This is a genomic window from Gilliamella sp. Pas-s27, assembly GCF_009795865.1.
In the GTDB taxonomy this organism is placed as follows: Bacteria; Pseudomonadota; Gammaproteobacteria; order Enterobacterales; family Orbaceae; genus Gilliamella.
Window position 1 is genome coordinate 52,277 of sequence record NZ_WTEW01000008.1, and the last position, 19,405, is coordinate 71,681.

Genomic DNA, 19,405 nt, shown 5'->3' on the forward strand with positions numbered 1-19,405 from the left:
TCATATTGCCAATTTCGTTTACGCTGTATTGACCATTTTTTAGAATAATAGGGGATCAGTTGTGGTAATCCCCTTTATTAAGATCAGATTACTATTTTAAATTTTCACCCCTAGATGAAATTACTGATTGGTACCAATAGAAGCTTTTCTTTTTATAACGATTTAATGTGCCAGAACCATCTTGGTTTAGGTCAACATATATAAAGCCATAACGTTTGGTTACTTCGGCTTTTGAGGCACTAATAAGGTCGATTGGTCCCCAGCTTGTATAACCCATAACTTCAACACCATCATTAATGGCTTCTCGGATTTGTACTAGGTGATCATTCATATAGTTAATACGGTAATCGTCATTAATCGTGCCATCTGCTTCTAATTTATCTTTAGCACCAAGTCCATTTTCAACAATAAATAATGGTTTTTGATAACGTTCATAAAGTAAATTAAGTAGGTAACGGATCCCAATTGGATCGATCTGCCATCCCCATTCAGATGCTTTAAGGTAAGGGTTAGGTACCATATCCAAAATGTTACCTTTAGTTTTTTTAGATTCATCAGAAGTTGCACAGCAACTCATGTAATAACTGAATGAAACAAAGTCGACTGTTTCTTTTAGATCGTGTTTATCTTGTTCAGTAATTTCTAGTTTGATGTTATGCTCTTTAAAGAATCGGTTCATATAGGTTGGATAATAACCACGAACTTGTACATCACCGAAGAATAACCAACCATGATTTTCATTGTGTGCGGCCCAAATATCTTCAGGTTTTGGTGTTAATGGGTAGGCTACCGCACCTAATAACATATTACCAATCTTGGCATCAGGAATCATGTCATGACATAATTTTACAGCACGGCTACTGGCAACTAGTTGATGATGAATTGCTTGATAAATTTGTTGCTTTGTACTGTTTCTATCTAACCCTACACCAGTGAAAGGTTCGTGTAATGACATGTTGATTTCGTTAAATGTTAACCAGTATTTGACTTTATTTTTGTAACGTTCAAATACAGTTTTAGCGTAATGGGTAAAGAATTCAATGACTTTACGATTACCCCAACCACCATATTGTGTGACTAATGAATAGGGCATTTCATAATGCGATAATGTTACTAATGGTGTGATGTTGTGTTTTGCCATTTCATCAAATAACTTATCATAAAAAGCTAAACCATCTTCGTTTGGTTGTTGTTCATCACCATTAGGGAAAATTCGTGTCCAAGCAATTGATGTTCGAAGGCATGTAAAGCCCATTTCGGCAAATAGAGCAATGTCTTCTGGATAGCGATGGTAAAAATCAATCGCATTATCTTTTATGCTGGCAATATCATGTTTATTTCGATCAATAATATCGCCAAATAAGCCGTTTGGCGTGCAGTCTGATGTGGATAATCCTTTACCACCTTCTTGATAAGCGCCTTCAACCTGATTGGCGGCAATAGCTCCGCCCCAAAAAAAATCATTAGGAAATTGTGTTGACATGTTTTACTCCTTATTTTGAGATAACGCTAATAAAGCATCACCATTTTCAATTGTGTCTTGTTTAAAAATACATTCTATATCTTGATAATTATCAGTATTTGTTATGATTATCGGTGTGATTATTTCAAATCCAGCTTGCTTGATTGCATCGATGTCAAAACTCACTAATAAATCGCCTTTTTTAACTTTGCTACCCGTTTCTACATGAGCTTCGAAATGTTGACCATCCAATTTAACGGTATCAATACCGATATGAATAAGTATTTCTGCACCTGAATCAGTTTGGAAACCAATAGCGTGTTTTGTTCTAAACAGTGAAACAACTTCACCATCATCAGGCGCTAAAGCTTGGCCAATAGTTGGAATAATAGCAATACCTTTACCCATTAATTCGCTGGCAAATGTGGGGTCAGTGACTTCGTTTAGCGGGATGACTTTGCCTGTCATTGGACTGTAGATCGTGGTTTTATTTACAGTATCCTTATTTTTAGAAGGTAAGTTATCAATTTCATTCGTTTTGGATTTATCTTTAGGCATACCAAAGAAGTAAGTGATGATTGTTGCAATAGTAAAGGAAATAATTGTTGCAGCGACAACAGCATAAAATCTTGCATCAATTCCCTCAGTTGGAATTAATTGTAAAAATGAGAATATACTAATGAGGCCAAAAGAATAGGTAACAGTGTGATAATACCCAACAATCCCTCCACCAATAGCGGCGGACAAACAACCAATAACAAATGGTTTTTTTAATGGTAAATTCACGCCGTAAATTGCGGGTTCTGTCACACCAAAAATACCTGATAATACAGAAGAGCTTGCTAATGCTTTAAATTGTTTATCTTTAGAACGTAACATTACTGCTAATACTGCGCCTGTTTGAGCAAAGACAGCTGGTAATAAAATAGGTAACATAAAGTCTTCATGATAAAGGGCTAAGTTATTCATTGAAAATGGGACTAATCCCCAATGAACACCAAAAATTACCATAATTTGCCAAACTGCTGCTAAAATCATAGACGCGATAATTGGATTTAATTGATAGACATAGATAATGCCTGAAGCGACGATATCACTTAATAGTGAGACTATTGGTCCAATAACAGCAAATGTTAATGGCACAGTAATTAATATACTGAGTAATGGTGAAATAAATTTTTTAAATGAATCATGAAGTATTTTATTAAAATTACGTTCTAATATTGAATAGATCCAACTCGCTAAAATAATAGGGAAGACAGATGATGCATAAGGGATAAGGCTAATTGGAATAGAAAAGAATTCAGTTTGCAATTCTAATGCGCCTTTCATCATGCCAACTACATTGGGGTGAACTAATGCGCCACCAATTGCCATACCCACATAGGGATTACCACCAAATTTTTTAACGGCGCAAAAACCTAAAATGATAGGTAGGTAATAAAAAGGAGCATCGGCAATGGCAAAGAGAAAATTATAAGTTGGTGTTTTTGGGGCAATGATATTGATAACTTGTAATAACGAGATCAGACCTTTTAAAATCCCACCAGCAACAAGTATCGCAAGTGCAGGAATAAAGATACTCGAAACCAGATCAATCAATTTGGAAAAAATCCCTGATTTTTTTTCTGATTGGGTGGATGATTGATTACTTTCATTAAGATTTGTCAATTGCATAATGTCGTTATATACATCGGCAACGTTATTACCAATAACAACCTGAAATTGTCCACCACTTTGTACAACAGTGATTACACCGACCCGTTTTTTTAATGTGTCTGCATCAGCTTTATTATCATCTTTTAAAACAAACCTTAGTCGAGTAGCACAATGTACTAAGCTGATAATATTGTCCTTTCCGCCAACGAGCTGAATAATTGATTCGGCAAGTTCTTTGTTTTTCATACCTTATCCTTATTTTTTAACAAAAAAAAACCTAGATCCCCAAGTGCTTGAGGATCTAGGTTTTGCTTGCAAAGTAAAAGATTTTAACTTTACAATAACAATCCACTTATTAGTTTACCTAGATTAGCATAAATTTAAAAAAACAGATAAGTCATTATACAAGGATAATTATCAAATTGTGATTTACTTCACATTATGAGTTTTTAAGTTCAGTTCGTAGTCGTTCAATATGAATGGTTAAATAAAGACTTTCATCATCAGAAAGCGGATGTTGATATTGCTGTATTAAATGTAAATCGATTTGTTTAGTACATAAGTGGGATTTTTTATATTTTTGACGAATGATTTCATATAACGAAACATCTTGTTGTGTTTGCGATTGTTGATTTAATATGCGGTGTGCAAAAAATTTTAAATGAGTAACAAAGCGTTGATAAGATAAGCAATTTTCATCATATTCAAAGTTAAAATGATATTTTACAATATTGAGTATTTCACGCATGATTTTGGTCATATTAACAATATTAGGCATAGTGCCATCAAGTTGTGCATTAATAATATGGAATGTAATAAAGCCTGCTTCGTCTTCTGGTAGTTCAATGCCTAAACGTTCTTTAACGACTGATAGAGCGTATAAACCAATTTTAAACTCTTTAGGATAGAATTTTTTGATTTCCCACAAAAAACCATTAGGTACATCAAAACCGTGTTTGTGGCGTTCAATAGCCGAATGAATATGATCCGTTAAAGAAATATAGATACTATCTTGTAGATTGCCTTCAATAAATTTTTTTGCATGGTTAATAATAATTTCAGACGTAGTTAACACCTCAAGCGGGATCTGAGACAGTAACTCGGCAAATTTTGATACAGTGTCTTTATCATCCAGTGAAAATTTTTTTTCAATAAGGTTGAGATCAATTAAATCGCCTTCGCGTTTTTTAAAGCCAATACCCCGACCAGTAAGAATTAGCTCTTTACCTTTTTTATCTAGAGTAACAACAACATTGTTATTTAGTATTTTATGAACTTTCATTCTGCTTAATCTAATTTTTTAGATTTAGCTATTATCAATCTCATTGAGAAAATAGAAAGCAGAAATATAAAAAAGTGTGATAGATATCAAACTTTTACCTAATAACTTATTTGAAAAATAATCAGTATAATAAAAAGCCTCGATAGGCTAAAGCGTATCGAGGCGATATTTTATTGTTTAACGTTATTATTGCGCTAATAATTTATTCATGGTTTGAATAAATTTGCTTGGATCGCTTAATGAGCCTTTTTCAGCAAGTAAAGCCTGATCAAGTAATAATTCAACCCAATCGTTAAATGCGCTTTGGTCTTGCGTATCGGCAATACGTTTAACCAATTTATGATCTGGATTGATTTCAAACGTGTATTTGATTTTCGGTACTTTCTGACCTGCTGCTGTAAGCAATTTAGCCATTTGTGTACTCATTTCATCAGTGGCAGTGGTGACAATTGCTGGTGTATTAGTTAACCGATGCGTTAATTTGACCTCTTTTACTTTATCACCTAATGCTGTTTTAACTCGTTCGATAAAAGGTTCAAGTTCTTTTTCAACTTGCTTTTGATCTTCACTGTTTTGATCGGCAAGTTTTTCGATTGATTCGTCTGATTTACTAATAGATTGGAACTGTTTGCCATCAAATTCAGTTAAATGGCTCATCATCCATTCATCAATACGATCGGACAACAATAATACTTCAATGCCTTTTTTACGGAATATCTCAAGATGAGGGCTATATTTAGCGGCATCATAGCTGCCAGCAGTAATATAGTAGATCTTTTCTTGACCTTCTTGCATACGGCTAATGTAATCATCTAACGAAACAGTTTGCGCATCGCTATCAGTGTGAGTTGACGCAAAACGAAGTAATTTAGCAATTGCTTCATGGTTGGCAATGTCTTCACTAGGACCTTCTTTTAATACTAAACCAAACTCACTCCAGAACTGTTGATATTGTTCTTTGTCATCCTTGGCCAGTTTCTCTAGCATTTGTAATACACGTTTAGTGCACGCATTTCGTAGATTTTGGGTGATTTTATTATCTTGTAGAATTTCGCGTGATACATTTAATGGTAGATCGTTTGAATCAATCAAGCCTTTTACAAAACGTAAATAATTAGGCATAAATTGTTCAGCGTCATCCATAATAAACACACGTTGTACATACAGTTTTAAACCGTGTTTATTATCACGATTCCACATACCCCAAGGTGCTTCTGATGGAATATAAAGTAAACTCGTGTACTCTTGTTTACCTTCAACACGATTATGACTCCAACTTAATGGATCGGCAAAATCATGTGATAGGTGTTTATAAAATTCTTTGTATTCTTCGTCAGTCACTTCTGATTTACTGCGTGTCCAAAGTGCTTGGGCTTTGTTGACTTTTTCCCATTTGACTTCTTTGCTTTCTTTGTCAGTGGTTTGTACTTCAACTGGGAGTGAAATGTGATCAGAATATTTACTAATAATAGAGCGTAAACAGCAATCATCTAGGAACTCTTTTTCATCTTCTTTTAAGTGTAAAGTGATTTCAGTACCACGAGTTTCTTTATTATCATCGGATATGGTGTATTCACCTTCACCGGCTGATTCCCACATAACCGCTTCGTCAGCTTTTGCTGTTGCTGCACGGGTTCTTACTGTGACTTTATCTGCAACAATAAAAGCGGAATAAAAACCAACACCAAATTGACCAATTAATTGACTATCTTTAGCTTGATCACTACCAATAGACTCTAAGAATGCCTTAGTGCCCGATTTAGCAATTGTACCTAGGTTTTCAATGACTTCATCACGTGTCATACCAATACCATTATCAGTAATGGTTAGGGTGCCGGCTTCTTTATTGGTTGAAATGCGCACACCAAGTTCGCCATCGCCAGCATATAAGTCTGGGTTTTCTAATGCCTTGAAGCGGAGTTTGTCAGCAGCGTCAGATGCATTCGAAATGAGTTCTCTTAAAAAAATCTCTTTATTTGAATATAAAGAGTGAATCATTAAATGTAGAATTTGTTTAACTTCGGATTGAAATCCACGAGTTTCAGTGCCTTGTTTACTCATTAACTAGTACCTCTATTATATTTAGTCATTCCAATCAATGCTAACAATAAAAATGAACTTGTTATAACAAGTTATAACAACGTTTATCATTTTGCACCGTTTCTTAGTGCACGATCAGTTAGCATTAATTGAATAAAATAACATAATGGTTTGATTTATTGATGTACTGCTATATGGGAATAAAAAATGGAATTTCAATACAAATAAGTAAATTTATTCATTGTTTGGTCGTTTTTTGTTAAAAAGTAAAGTGGAGAGCAAAAAAAGCCTTGATAACTCAAGGCTTTTATCTGAACTAAAAATTAACTTTAGGTTTTTTATAAAAACCCATAAACCAAAATGATGATTACCGCAACAGGAACAATATAACGAGTTAATACCGTCCAAACAGTAAACCAAAAATCATTTAAATTTAATTCTTCACGGATACGTTTTTGATTCATCATCCAAGCACCAAATACCACAGTACCTAATCCTGTAAGTGGTAACATGATTTTACTGGTCAGGTAATCAAGTAAATCAAAAAGATTTTTACCAAATAGTTTTACTTCAGCCCATTCATTAAATGCTAATAAACAAGCTATGCCTAAAGCCCAAATAACAAGGCTACTTGCTATTGTAGCTGATTTTCTTCCTAGTGGTGTTTTTTCTTCCAATAATTCAACGGTTGGTTCAAGTAATGAGATAGAAGAGGTTAATGCCGCAAAAGTTAAGAAAATAAAGAATAATACACCTAAAATAGTACCACCAGCCATATTACCAAATGCAATAGGTAAAGTAACAAAAATAAGACCGGGACCTTCACCAGGTTGTAAACCATTAGCAAAGACGAGTGGGAATATAGCCATGCCTGATAACATTGCTACAATGACGTCTAAAATTACGACTGTACAAGCTGTAGATAGCAAATTGACATCTTTTCCAAGGTATGACCCATATGCCATCATAATCCCCATACCTAAAGATAGACTAAAGAATGCATGTCCTAAGGCTGCTAACATAGCAGTACCATTAATGGCCGAAAAGTCTGGTGTAAATAAAAATTTAAAGGCTGCAGTAAAAGAGGGGCCACTCACATAGGCAGCATAACCAACTAATACTAATAATAAAATTCCCAGCCCAGGCATCATAATCTTACAGGCACGTTCTAAACCAGCACCAACCCCCATTGCAACAATAAATGCAGTAACGGCCATAAATACAGTATGCCAAGTTAATAAGTGGTTTACATTACCGAGAAAGCTTTCGAAAATTTTCCCTGTAATGTCACCATTTGCACCTTCAAAAGAACCTTGTGCAGCTAAAACAATGTAATCAGTCGCCCATCCACCAATAACACTATAAAACGATAAAATTAAAAATGAACCAACAACACCAATGATACCGACCCAACGCCATGACTTGGAATGACCTTCTGAAGCGGCAACGTCTTCCATCGTGTGAATTGGATTTTTTTGTCCACGACGACCAATTAACCATTCTAAAACTAAAATTGGTAACCCAATAACAAACATAAATAGCAAATAGGTTAGTACAAATGCAGAACCACCCATTTGTCCTGCCATATAAGGGAATTTCCAAATGTTACCCAATCCCACAGCAGAACCCGCCGCAGCTAGCATAAACCCCATGCGTGAGCTCCATTGAGAGTGGCTTTTTTTCATAGTACCCGTACTCATTAATATTTTCCTTTAATTAGTTTAATTCAGCATTGTGAAAAAAGTGCGTCTTTTATAAGTGAACTTTTAATCATGCCACGAAATAAATTCATAAACAAGAATTCATTAACTTAATGAGTCATCTATACTCAAAAAAATAGACAATATTTGACTATTGATTGATAAAAGTAATCACATAGCATATAGTTAAACTTAGATTTTTAATGATATAAAAGAATAACCATGTCGCAAAACATTGACCAAAACGAAATTGATAAATTTTCACAACTTGCCGCCGATTGGTGGAATCCAAATGGCAAATGCAAACCACTACATATAATCAATCCATTGCGAGTGGATTATATACAACAAAAATGCGGTTCATTAACTAACCAAATCGTTTTAGACGTGGGGTGTGGTGGCGGGATATTGTCTGAGAGCCTAGCTAAATTGGGGGCAAATGTTACCGCTATTGATCTTGCTGAAGAGTCGCTTGCGGTTGCTAAAATGCATGCTGAGCAAAATGGTCTTACGATTAATTATCAGAAACAAACAGTTGAAGAACATGCACAGGAATACCCAGCGCATTATGATGTGATTACCTGTATGGAATTATTAGAACATGTACCAGATCCGTTTTCAATCATACAAGCTTGCGCAACATTACTTAAACCTGATGGAAAACTATTTTTATCGACCATTAATCGCAATCATAAAGCCAAATTATTATTAATTTATGGGGCTGAATATATTGCTCGCTTAGTGCCTAAAGGTACGCACGACTTTAACCGTTTTATTCGTCCATCAGAATTAATGACACTCATTGAACAAGCAAAATTAGATGTGGAAGGTATTGTTGGTATGGAATATCATTTATTTAAAAATCAATTCAAGCTAAGTTCAAATGTCGATATAAATTATATAGTAATGGCAAAAAATAGAGTTTAGTTTAAAAATGTGATCTAATTCTCAATTTCGATATTTTATTCAGTATTTTTTTAAAATTCCTCTATAATTTTACATGTTACCGATAACACGGATTTTTATTTTAGAGGAACTATTTATGCCGTTAATCATAATTGCTATAGGTGTAGCTCTGCTACTTATTTTGATGTTACCACTCCGAATTAATGGATTTATTGCACTAATTCTAGTTGCACTTAGTGTTGGTGTAATGGAAGGGATGCCAATTATGGATGTCGTAAAATCAATTAAAAATGGAGTAGGAGGTACGCTTGGTAGTTTAGCCTTAATTATGGGCTTTGGTGCAATGCTAGGAAAATTACTAGCTGATTGTGGTGGTGCTCAACGTATCGCAACAACGCTTATTGAAACATTTGGTGACAAAAAGATCCAGTGGGCAGTGACGCTTACTGGATTTATTGTTGGTTTTGCACTTTTTTATGAAGTTGGTTTTGTTTTATTATTACCATTAGTGCTAACCATTGCTGCAACATTACGAATATCTCCTTTATATGTTGGTATCCCAATGGCTGCTGCATTGTCTGTTACGCATGGCTTTTTACCTCCGCATCCCGGACCGACTGCGATTGCTGAAATTTTTAAAGCCGATATGGGAAGAACTTTACTTTATGGTACTATCATCGCCATCCCAACAGTCATTTTAGCCGGACCGGTATTAGCGGGATTACCATTTATTCGTGCAATTAATCATCCAATTGAAGAAGGTTTATATAATTCTAAAAAATTCACTGATGATCAAATGCCAAGTTTTGCTGTAAGTGTTTTTACTGCTTTAATTCCAGTTATTTTAATGTCTATTCGTGCAGTTTGCGATATGACTTTAGATAAAGGACATGCAGTGTTACCTTATGTCGAATTTCTGGGTGATCCTGTTATAGCTACTTTAATTTCAGTATTAGTTGCGGTATTTACCTTTGGTATTTTACGCGGGCGCTCTATGGCTGAAGTTAATGGGACTTTGGTTGATTCAATTAAAATTATTGCCATGATGTTATTGATTATTGGCGGTGGTGGTGCATTTAAACAGGTACTTGTTGATAGTGGTGTAAAAATTTACATTGAACAAATGATGCATGCATCGAATGTTTCCCCGATTGTCATGGCTTGGTTAATTGCCGCATTACTTCGACTTGCGCTTGGTTCTGCAACGGTTGCGGCATTGACTGCAGGTGGCATTGTTTTCCCTTTAATAGCATCAACAGGTGTAAGTCCAGAATTGATGGTTATTGCTACAGGCGCTGGTAGTGTTGTGTTTTCACACGTTAATGATCCAGGATTCTGGTTGTTTAAAGAGTATTTCAATTTAAGTATTACTGAAACAATGAAATCATGGTCATTATTAGAAACAATAATTTCTGTTTGTGGATTAGTTGGGTGTTTACTGATTAATATGTTCATTTAATTAAGCATTAATTGTTTGTTTTTTTACCTCATCGGTTTTATGGAACTGGTGAGGTTTTTTATATGTATTTATATTTTTAATTTATTTTAGTCTATTTGCTTTCTATTTGAATAAAAAATAAAATTTTGCTAGTCTTTTTTATTAAAAGCAGATAGAATGCTCCAGCAATATTTTATCAACAATTCAACTCAATGGTGAATATTGTCATGTCTCGCATAATTAAAGAAGCGCTCACGTTTGATGACGTGCTATTAGTCCCAGCTCACTCAACGGTCTTACCTAATACAGCTGATATCTCTACTCAATTAACTCAAACTATAAAGCTCAATATTCCAATGTTGTCAGCAGCAATGGATACTGTCACCGAATCAGATCTTGCTATTGCATTAGCGCAAGAAGGTGGAATAGGTTTTATACACAAAAATATGTCAATTGAAAGTCAAGCCAATCACGTAAGACGTGTTAAAAAACACGAAAGTGGCATTGTACAAGATCCCGTATCTGTTTTACCAACTGCTACTATAGAGCAGGTTATTGAATTGGCTAAAGAGTATGGTTTTGCTGGATTTCCTGTTGTGACCGAAAGCCAAGAACTTGTTGGTATTATTACCGCTCGTGATGTACGTTTTGCCACTGACTTATCTTTACCTGTTACTGCTGTTATGACACCCAAAGAGCGTTTGGTTACCGTTAATGAAGGTGAACAACGCGAAATTGTACTACAAAAAATGCACGAATACCGTGTTGAGAAGGTTCTTGTTGTTGATTCACTATTCCATCTAAAAGGAATGATCACTGTCAAAGACTATAACAAAGCAGAACAAAAACCGAATGCCTGCAAAGATGAAAAAGGTCGTTTGCGTGTAGGCGCTGCTGTTGGTGCTGCAGCAGGTAATGAAGAACGCATTGCCGCATTAGTTGAAGCTGGTGTTGACGTATTATTAATTGACTCGTCACACGGACATTCAGAAGGTGTGCTTGAACGTATTCGACAAGCAAGAAACACCTATCCAGATCTCCAGATTATTGGTGGTAATGTAGCTACAGCTGAAGGGGCTAAAGCCCTAATTGATGCTGGTGTTAGCGCTGTTAAAGTTGGAATTGGACCTGGCTCTATTTGTACAACTCGTATTGTTACTGGTGTTGGTGTACCACAAATTAGTGCTATTATGGACGCAGTTGAAGTGGCGCAAAAACACAACATTCCTGTTATTGCTGATGGCGGAATTCGTTTTTCTGGCGATATTGCTAAAGCGATTGCTGCAGGTGCATCTTGTGTCATGGTTGGTTCTATGTTTGCTGGTACTGAAGAAGCTCCTGGCGAAATTGAATTATTCCAAGGCCGAGCCTATAAATCATACCGAGGAATGGGATCGCTTGGTGCTATGGCTAAAGGATCTTCTGATCGCTATTTCCAAACCGATAACGCTGCAGATAAACTCGTGCCAGAAGGTATAGAAGGGCGTATTGCCTATAAAGGACAATTAAAAGAGATTATCCACCAACAAATGGGAGGATTAAGATCTTGTATGGGATTAACAGGTTGTGCAACGATTGATGAATTAAGAACCAATTCTAAATTCTATCGTATTACGGGGGCAGGTATGAAAGAAAGCCACGTTCACGATGTTCTTATTACCAAAGAACCACCTAATTATAGAGCAGGAGTATAAAAAAGAGGGGAAACCCTCTTTCTATCTCTTTGATTATCTTCAATTTAACATAAAAACCACAGAATAAAAACTTCAATAAAATCAATACCTTTCCTGACTGTTTTTTTGTTATCTTTTATTGTAAGGTTTTGGACGATTTTAATTAATATGATTTGATTATCATAGGTTGCTACGCCCAAATGTTAAGTGATTCAGCTATCTTTTAATAATCTTGCAATTTCGTTAATGTCGTTTGGTGTTGTTTGACAGCACCCACCAATCAACGTAGCCCCTAGTTTTGTCCAGATAGGTAATTGATTGGCAAAGGTACAATCGTGATGATGATTTTTATGCCATTGTTTGGTGCTTGGATCGTATTGTTCTCCAGAATTGGGGTAGACAATCAGTGGTTTTTGCGTGAGTTTTTGTAACGATTCTAACGCAGCGGTAACACTTTCTAAGGCAATGCAGTTAATACCAACACTAACCACTTGTTGGCAGTGATTAAGATATTCGATAACCAAAGATAGTGGGGTGCCGTCGCTAAGATGATTGGCATCTTTTAATGTTAACGAAAACCAGCTCGTTATAGTTGAAAATTTTTCAAGAAGCTTTGTGAGAGCTTTGATTTCAGCAAAAGAGGGGAGTGTTTCGCAAGCGAGTAGATCGACTTTTGCTTCAACCAATGCTTTGATGCGGTCATAGTGAAAATCAATAAATTCTGATTCAGAAAGTTGATAATCCCCCGTATATTCTGAACCATTTGCAAGATAAGCACCATAAGGACCAACTGAACCAGCAATTAGTAGTGTTTTATTTTGTTTTGTTTCATCAAGGTATTGCCATTTCGCTTGCTTGGCAAGCTCGACACTGGTTTTTATGAGTTTGATGGATTGATCTAGTGTGATCCCCTTTTTAGCAAATCCTAATGGTGTGGCCTGATAACTGGCGGTAATGGCGCAATCTGCGCCAGCACTAAAATAGTCATAATGAACTTGGCGAATCAGTTCGGGTTGTTCTATTAATACTTTTGCTGACCACAAACTGTCGTTAAGATCGCACCCACGGCGTTGTAACTCGCTCGCAAGTGCACCGTCAATTATGATATGCTTTTTCTGCTTTAGTAATTCATTAATAGGATTGTTATTGATCATTTGGTGCCGCCTGCTTTGGATTAGATTGGGTAAAATGGTGTGCAATAAAACACAATACTACAAATGGAATACCACAATAGAGTGCAATGCGTTGTTCAGGATCAAATGCTAAACCAATGCAGGCAATTAAGCACAAAATAAATCCTAAAATAGGCACAAGCGGGTAAAACGGTGCCTTATATTTTAAGGCACTGAGTTCCGTTGCCGATAGCTGTTTTCTAAAAAAGTAGTGTGAGGCGCAAATACTCAACCAAACGGCTACCACGGCAAAACCTGAAATTGCGGTTAAGGCAACAAAGACGGTATCAGGTGCAATAATACTTGTTAATAATGCTAATAAGCCTCCTAACATACTAACCAGAATAGCAAATGCGGGGATACCTTTTTTAGTGAGTTTGCTAAAGCTTTTAGGTAATGTTCCTTGATTAGAAAGCGACCACAACATGCGTCCAGAAGCATAAAGTCCCGAATTTGCAGCCGATAAAATGGCGGTTAAAATCACAAAATTAAGAAAATCAGCCGCATAAGGTAGACCGATATTTTCAAAAACGGTCACAAAAGGACTTTCGATAACGCCAGCTTGATCCATTGGCAATAATGCTGCTAAGACAAAAACGGTGCCAATAAAAAAGATGATAAGCCGTAAAATTGTGGTTTTAATGGCTAATGGGATTGTCTTTTCTGGCTCTTTTGTTTCACCTGCGGCAATACCTATAAGTTCAGTCCCTGAAAAGGCAAAATTGACCGATACCATCGTCATAATAATCGGGGTGATGCCATTAGGGAACCAACCATTATCGGTGATATTGTGTAAAAAGGGTGCAGGGATGTTATTTTTCATGGGGATAAAGCCAAAAATAGCTGCCGCACCAGCAATAATAAAGATGATAATGGTGATCACTTTAATGATCGAAAACCAAAACTCACTTTCAGCAAAAAACTGTGCTGTAATGATGTTTAGTGCAAAAATGACTGCGCAAAAAATAGAACACCATAGCCAAATAGGTGTATTTGGAAACCAATGTTTCATACAAAAGCCTGCTGCAGTAATGCTTGAGCCGAGAGCGACAGTCCAAGTTAACCAATACAACCACGCAACCGTGTAGCCTGTTGCTGGACCGATAAATCGAGAGGCATAAGTGTGAAATGCTCCCGTTTCAGGCATGGCGACAGCCAGTTCACCAAGGCATAACATGACTAAGTAGACCACTAAGGCGCCAATTAAATAGGCGATAATTGTGCCAATGGCTCCTGCGGTTGCAATAATATAGCCAGTGTTAAAAAAGAGACCTGTACCAATAACACCACCAAGTGATAGCATAATAAGATGCCGCGTTTTCATGGTGCGTTTGAATTGGTTTTCGTTTGATAAGTTTGGTTGTTGTGTATTCATAGTCTGTTTTATTTAATTTGTATTAATTATTTTTAAGGATTTTTTGTAAAAAATCGGACTTTTGCAACGTTTGGCCATTTAATTTGACCTCTTGTTTATCTTTAGCATAATCCACCTCAGAATAGATTCCTTCAGTGTTATTTTTTTCAAAAGTAAATAGAGGCATTTTGCTAAATTCATCTTTTGTTATTGATTTTATTGATAAGCTCTCTTTTTCGATTTGGTCAGGTGTTAGTGCTTCTTTCTTTGGGTTTTTTAGTTGAGCTACGGTATAAGCCAATACGTTAAAAGGTGCATCAACGTTTAGTTTAAGACTATCAATATTGTCAATATCAACCATAAAACGTTCTAGTCTTGATCGTATTCCTGATAGGGTGACAAAAGCGTTGGCATTCACTTCGCCTACAGGTGTTTTTAAATTTAATTTATTTAGTGAAATTTGGGGATTTAATGATGTTTGTTTATCATCAAAGTCGGTGTGATCAAAATGATTAGATAGTATCGAGACAGGAATATTTTTGTAACTAATATCTAAACTAGCGCTTCCCAAATTTGGCAAACCGAGTAATAATGATTCTGCATTGGCTTTTAATAAACCATCAACGGTATTGTTTGTTGGAGTGAAAGTATTTTCTTGATCGACCGTTAAATTGTTAATGATGAGCTTTTGATCATCTGAAAGGGATTCCGAAGAGGCATTAATTACAAATGTGATTTTGCCTATTTCAGTGTGTTCATTCGGAATTATAGCACCAGTTTTATGAAAAATATCGCCTTGGTATTTCAGATTATCAAAAGTAATATGCGGTTCGGTATAGTGATTGTGAGTGCCGAATGCCATTTTATCGGCGTTGAGATTGTAATGTATTCCTGTTTTGTCTGAATTTGGGTAGGCTGATAAATTAAATTTCTGTAGGGTGACTTGCGGTTTTGAGACGTCTTTATCGTTTTTATAAATAAATTTATCGATATTCACGTGGGCATATAATTGAGAAAGATCCTTATTGAATTCAATATTAATATCACCATCAGAGACCTCTAACGAACCACCAATAAACCGCCAAATTTCAGTATTTTCATCGGAATCTGAATCAACAAGATTGAGCGCTTTATTAGTTAATTTTATGGTGAGATCTTCTCGATAGTTTATGCCGATATTGGCGGTAATAAATGGCTGATTACCCGCTAGTTGCCAAAGTTCTGGCGATAGTGTTTCGCTCATTGCATATTCCACCCATGCCATTTGTGGGGCGAATTTTCCCTCTGCAAGAGCAGTAATTGGAAATGGACCATGGTGAATGGTGATGTTATCATTAAAAACCATTTTTGTATCGTCAATCAACAAGTTTTTTGATGCTAGTTTTACGGTAAGGTGTAATTTTGTTGAAAAAATCGATTGTTGATAATCGCTATATTCAATTATTACATTGAATAGATCTTGGTCATTGTCAATTTTTTGTGTAATTTGTTCTATTTTTTTGTCAATGTTGTGTTTGATTATATTCCCTGTATACCAAGATGAACCAACGTATCCTAATATTGCAATAAGACCTATAGCAATTATACCTTTTTTCATTGTTTTCTCTCTTTTATTGGGGCATTTTTAACAATTTTAATTGATTTGCTTCTTATAGGCGATAATTTTTGATTATTTTAAGTTATTTTATTGAAGGAAAATATGTGAATTTTTATCAATTTGTTTTTTTAGTTGCGTTGACGAATATCCGCCAGTAAAGGCTGGCGGACTAATTAGTTAGGTTAATTGATTGTTCAGCTATAAATTATTTAAAAATTCCTCTTTTGACATTGTTTTACCATTGACTTCAACATCATCACTATCTTTAGTTAGGCTAATATCTGAATAAAAGCCGTCGGTTTCTCCATTACTTAAAACTATAAATGGCATTTGATATGTCAGCATTGCAGCTGCGAATTGTATCGATTGATTATTTTTTGTTATTTGTTGTTGTGTTACATCGTTATCGTTAGGGTTTTCTATTTGTGCTGATATACGTGATAAGACGTCAAATGGTGCTTCAAGCTTGAATTTTAACGCGTTAATTTTTTCGGAATTGTCTTGAATAAGAGACAAATTATTTATATCAAATAGATCTAACAGTAGGCTAATATTAATATCGCCTGCAGCTGTGTGCCAATTTAATTTATTAAGTGAAAATTTGACATTCTGTTTTGGATTAGTATCGGTTAAATCTGTATGTTTCATATCAAATGTGTTACTGAACCAATATTTATTTAAACTTTGAAAGTTGAAATCGATCGCAATATTACCTAAATTTTGTTGACCGTAAATTACTGAATCAATATTAGCAAGACATGAACTATCGATGATATTCGTTGCCTCATTTAAGATATTTTTTTGATTCATAGTAATGTTATTAAAAATGAGTGGTTTGATATTTGGAGAATATGATGATGGAGATGCGAATGTCATTTTATCGATACTGCCTTGCAAATCGCCATTTTGAGTTTTGTAGTTAAAGTGACCTGTTGATTTGATGTTATCAATATTAAAATCTGTTGATGAGTATTTGCTAGTACTGATATTACCAATATTTAATTCATAATCTACTTCTTCTGAAGTGTTAAGCGGTTTTAATGACAGAGTTAAATCACTAAATGTAGCATTAATAATGTCGTCTGATAGAAGAGGTAATTTGTCTAATTGTAATTTAGCCTTCATATCAGTACCATCAATATAGCTACTAAAAGTAAAATAACCTTTACCAATATCAATATCCTTATCCACTACTTCGATTGCTTTGCTTGCCAGTTTGGCAGTGATATATTGACCATAACTTATTCCCATATGTCCAGTAATAAATGGTCGATTTTCTGCTAATTTCCAAAGTTTTGGGCTGGTTTGTTCGGTCATTTCATACTCTAACCAAGCCATTTGTGGCGCAAATGTTCCTTTGGCAAGAGCTGCAACAGGAAAAGGACCGTGATGGATAGTGATATCATCATCAAATAGGGTTTTGGATGTATTTATTTGTTCAGAAGTATCTTCTTGTGACGCTGTAACTTTTAAATGAACTTTAGTTGACAATATACCTTTGTCGTAATTACTTTTTTCAACTGTAAAGATAAAATTGTTTTGAATTTGGTTAACCTTGTTTGTGATTTGAGCTAATTGGTTGTCAATATTGTTTTCAATTATGTTACCAGTGTGCCATGCCGTACCAACGTAAGCGATTCCTAATACGGCAACGATTCCTATAGCGATTGTTGTTTTTTTCATTCTTGTTCTCTTGGTTATTTATTACATTTAAAATTATCGTTCTTGATGTTCATCAGTTTGCTTTTTGGGAAATAATGATGAAAAGTAGCAATAAAAGCTAAATTCCACCAGTCATACAGGTGGAATTAGTTTTAACAATAAATTGGTTATTTATAGGTCATCAAAAAACTCTTCTTTTGATACGGTTGTATTATTTACCTTAACTTCGTCGCTATCCTTAGTTAAACTAACATCAGAATAAATGCCTTCAATCTTACCCTTATTTAAAGTCAAAAATGGATAGCTCTCGGCTATAGATCTCGACGTTAATTGTATATTTTCCTTTGCGTCGGCAATTTGTGAAGTTATGTCATCAATATTAGGGTTGGAGATTTGTGCTGATAAGGTAGCTAACACGTCAAATGGTGCTTCTAGCTTTAAGCTAAATGCGTTTATTTTATCGTAATCTTCATTAGAATATGTGTTCTTTTCACTATCAACATCAAACATAAAGCTAGTATTAATATTGCCAGCAGGTGTTTTCCAATTGAATTTATTTAATGAAAATCTGATATTATGTTTTTTGCCGGTATCATCTAAGTCAGAATCAGGGTAATTCATACCTATTTGATAGCTAAATAGTTGTTCATCAAATCCTTGGAAATCAAAATCTAATGAAAAGGTTCCCAAATCGTGTTGACCATAGGTAATTGAATCAATATGACTAGAAAACGCCCCCTCGACTGTATTTGTGTCGCTATTTAAATCGACATTTTGATTCATAACGAACTTGTTGACCACCACCAAAGTAGGATCTGCTCTAAATAATTGGAAATGGTTAAATGAGAACTTATCGATATCTATTTTAGAGCTAATGTCCTTACCACTCGTATACCCGCCAAAGGTGTAACTACCTTTGCCAAGAAACAATGTACCATTGAGAATTGGGACTTCGTTTTGCCCGATCTCGATGGCTTTGTTTTTCAACTTAACAGTGAGATATTCGCCATAACTCATACCAACATGCCCAGTAATAAATGGCTGATTACCGGCTAATTTCCACAGTTGTGGGCTGACTTGTTCGCTCATTTCGTATTCTAACCAAGCCATTTGCGGAGTAAATGTTCCTTCTGCAAGTGCTGCAATAGGAAACGGACCATGGTGGATGGTGACATCGTCATCAAATAGCGTTGTTGGGGTGGCGTCTTCGCCATAAAACGAATTGTTTTCTGACACGGTTACAGTTAGGTGTAATTTAGTTGAGAAGATACCCTTTTCATAATGACTTTTGGTAATAGAAAACGTTAAATTTTCTTCAACTTGGCTAGCTTTGTTGGTGATTAGCGCTAATTGGTTGTCAATATTGCTTTCAATTATGTTACCAGTGTGCCATGCTGTTCCAACATATGCAATTCCTAATATGGCTACGATTCCTATAGCTAATGTTGTTTTTTTCATTC

Annotated in this window: 13 protein-coding genes; 3 read left to right on the forward strand and 10 right to left on the reverse strand. The window is 35.3% G+C overall.

Annotated elements, in window-relative coordinates:
• Window positions 1-91: 91 nt before the first annotated feature.
• The 5 genes from GQ589_RS04645 to GQ589_RS04665 all read right to left on the reverse strand — a co-directional run bounded on the left by GQ589_RS04645 (window position 92) and on the right by GQ589_RS04665 (window position 8,143).
• Window positions 92-1,483, reverse strand: coding sequence for a glycoside hydrolase family 1 protein (locus tag GQ589_RS04645; RefSeq protein WP_160424858.1), 1,392 nt, complete (start codon window positions 1,481-1,483; stop codon window positions 92-94).
• Between the two features lie 3 nt (window positions 1,484-1,486).
• Window positions 1,487-3,367, reverse strand: a complete 1,881-nt coding sequence (locus tag GQ589_RS04650; protein ID WP_160424860.1) for a beta-glucoside-specific PTS transporter subunit IIABC — start codon at window positions 3,365-3,367, stop codon at window positions 1,487-1,489.
• Window positions 3,368-3,560: 193 nt separating this feature from the next.
• A complete protein-coding gene (gene licT / locus GQ589_RS04655; RefSeq protein ID WP_160424862.1) occupies window positions 3,561-4,403 on the reverse strand; it encodes a BglG family transcription antiterminator LicT in 843 nt (280 codons plus the stop codon).
• A gap of 186 nt (window positions 4,404-4,589) precedes the next feature.
• Window positions 4,590-6,464: a molecular chaperone HtpG gene (htpG, locus tag GQ589_RS04660; protein ID WP_160424865.1), complete on the reverse strand. Its 1,875-nt coding sequence runs from the start codon at window positions 6,462-6,464 to the stop codon at window positions 4,590-4,592.
• A 317-nt stretch (window positions 6,465-6,781) separates the two neighbouring features.
• Entirely contained in the window at window positions 6,782-8,143 is a 1,362-nt protein-coding gene (locus GQ589_RS04665; RefSeq protein WP_202112459.1) for a sodium-dependent transporter, read from the reverse strand.
• A 222-nt stretch (window positions 8,144-8,365) separates the two neighbouring features.
• Between GQ589_RS04665 and ubiG the strand changes: the two genes are divergently transcribed.
• From ubiG to guaB, 3 genes are all read left to right on the forward strand, one after another.
• The gene (gene ubiG / locus GQ589_RS04670) at window positions 8,366-9,070 is read left to right on the forward strand and encodes a bifunctional 2-polyprenyl-6-hydroxyphenol methylase/3-demethylubiquinol 3-O-methyltransferase UbiG (RefSeq protein WP_160424866.1); all 705 of its coding nucleotides are present in this window, start codon (window positions 8,366-8,368) and stop codon (window positions 9,068-9,070) included.
• A gap of 73 nt (window positions 9,071-9,143) precedes the next feature.
• Window positions 9,144-10,508, forward strand: a complete 1,365-nt coding sequence (gene gntT / locus GQ589_RS04675; RefSeq protein WP_337189478.1) for a gluconate transporter — start codon at window positions 9,144-9,146, stop codon at window positions 10,506-10,508.
• Between the two features lie 206 nt (window positions 10,509-10,714).
• On the forward strand, window positions 10,715-12,181 hold the full coding sequence (gene guaB / locus GQ589_RS04680) for an IMP dehydrogenase (RefSeq protein ID WP_160399931.1): 1,467 nt from the start codon (window positions 10,715-10,717) through the stop codon (window positions 12,179-12,181).
• 191 nt (window positions 12,182-12,372) lie between these two features.
• On the opposite strand, the gene mmuM is transcribed toward guaB, so the two are convergent.
• The 5 genes from mmuM to GQ589_RS04705 all read right to left on the reverse strand — a co-directional run bounded on the left by mmuM (window position 12,373) and on the right by GQ589_RS04705 (window position 19,403).
• On the reverse strand, window positions 12,373-13,311 hold the full coding sequence (mmuM, locus tag GQ589_RS04685) for a homocysteine S-methyltransferase (protein ID WP_370516473.1): 939 nt from the start codon (window positions 13,309-13,311) through the stop codon (window positions 12,373-12,375).
• Window positions 13,304-14,707, reverse strand: a complete 1,404-nt coding sequence (gene mmuP, locus GQ589_RS04690; protein ID WP_160424868.1) for an S-methylmethionine permease — start codon at window positions 14,705-14,707, stop codon at window positions 13,304-13,306. Before mmuP ends, mmuM begins: the two co-directional genes overlap by 8 nt.
• A 22-nt stretch (window positions 14,708-14,729) precedes the next feature.
• A complete protein-coding gene (locus GQ589_RS04695) occupies window positions 14,730-16,283 on the reverse strand; it encodes a DUF945 family protein (protein WP_160424870.1) in 1,554 nt (517 codons plus the stop codon).
• A 198-nt stretch (window positions 16,284-16,481) separates the two neighbouring features.
• Entirely contained in the window at window positions 16,482-17,966 is a 1,485-nt protein-coding gene (locus tag GQ589_RS04700) for a DUF945 family protein (protein WP_160424872.1), read from the reverse strand.
• Window positions 17,967-18,116: 150 nt separating this feature from the next.
• Window positions 18,117-19,403, reverse strand: a complete 1,287-nt coding sequence (locus tag GQ589_RS04705) for a DUF945 family protein (RefSeq protein WP_160424874.1) — start codon at window positions 19,401-19,403, stop codon at window positions 18,117-18,119.
• Between the last annotated feature and the right edge of the window lie 2 nt (window positions 19,404-19,405).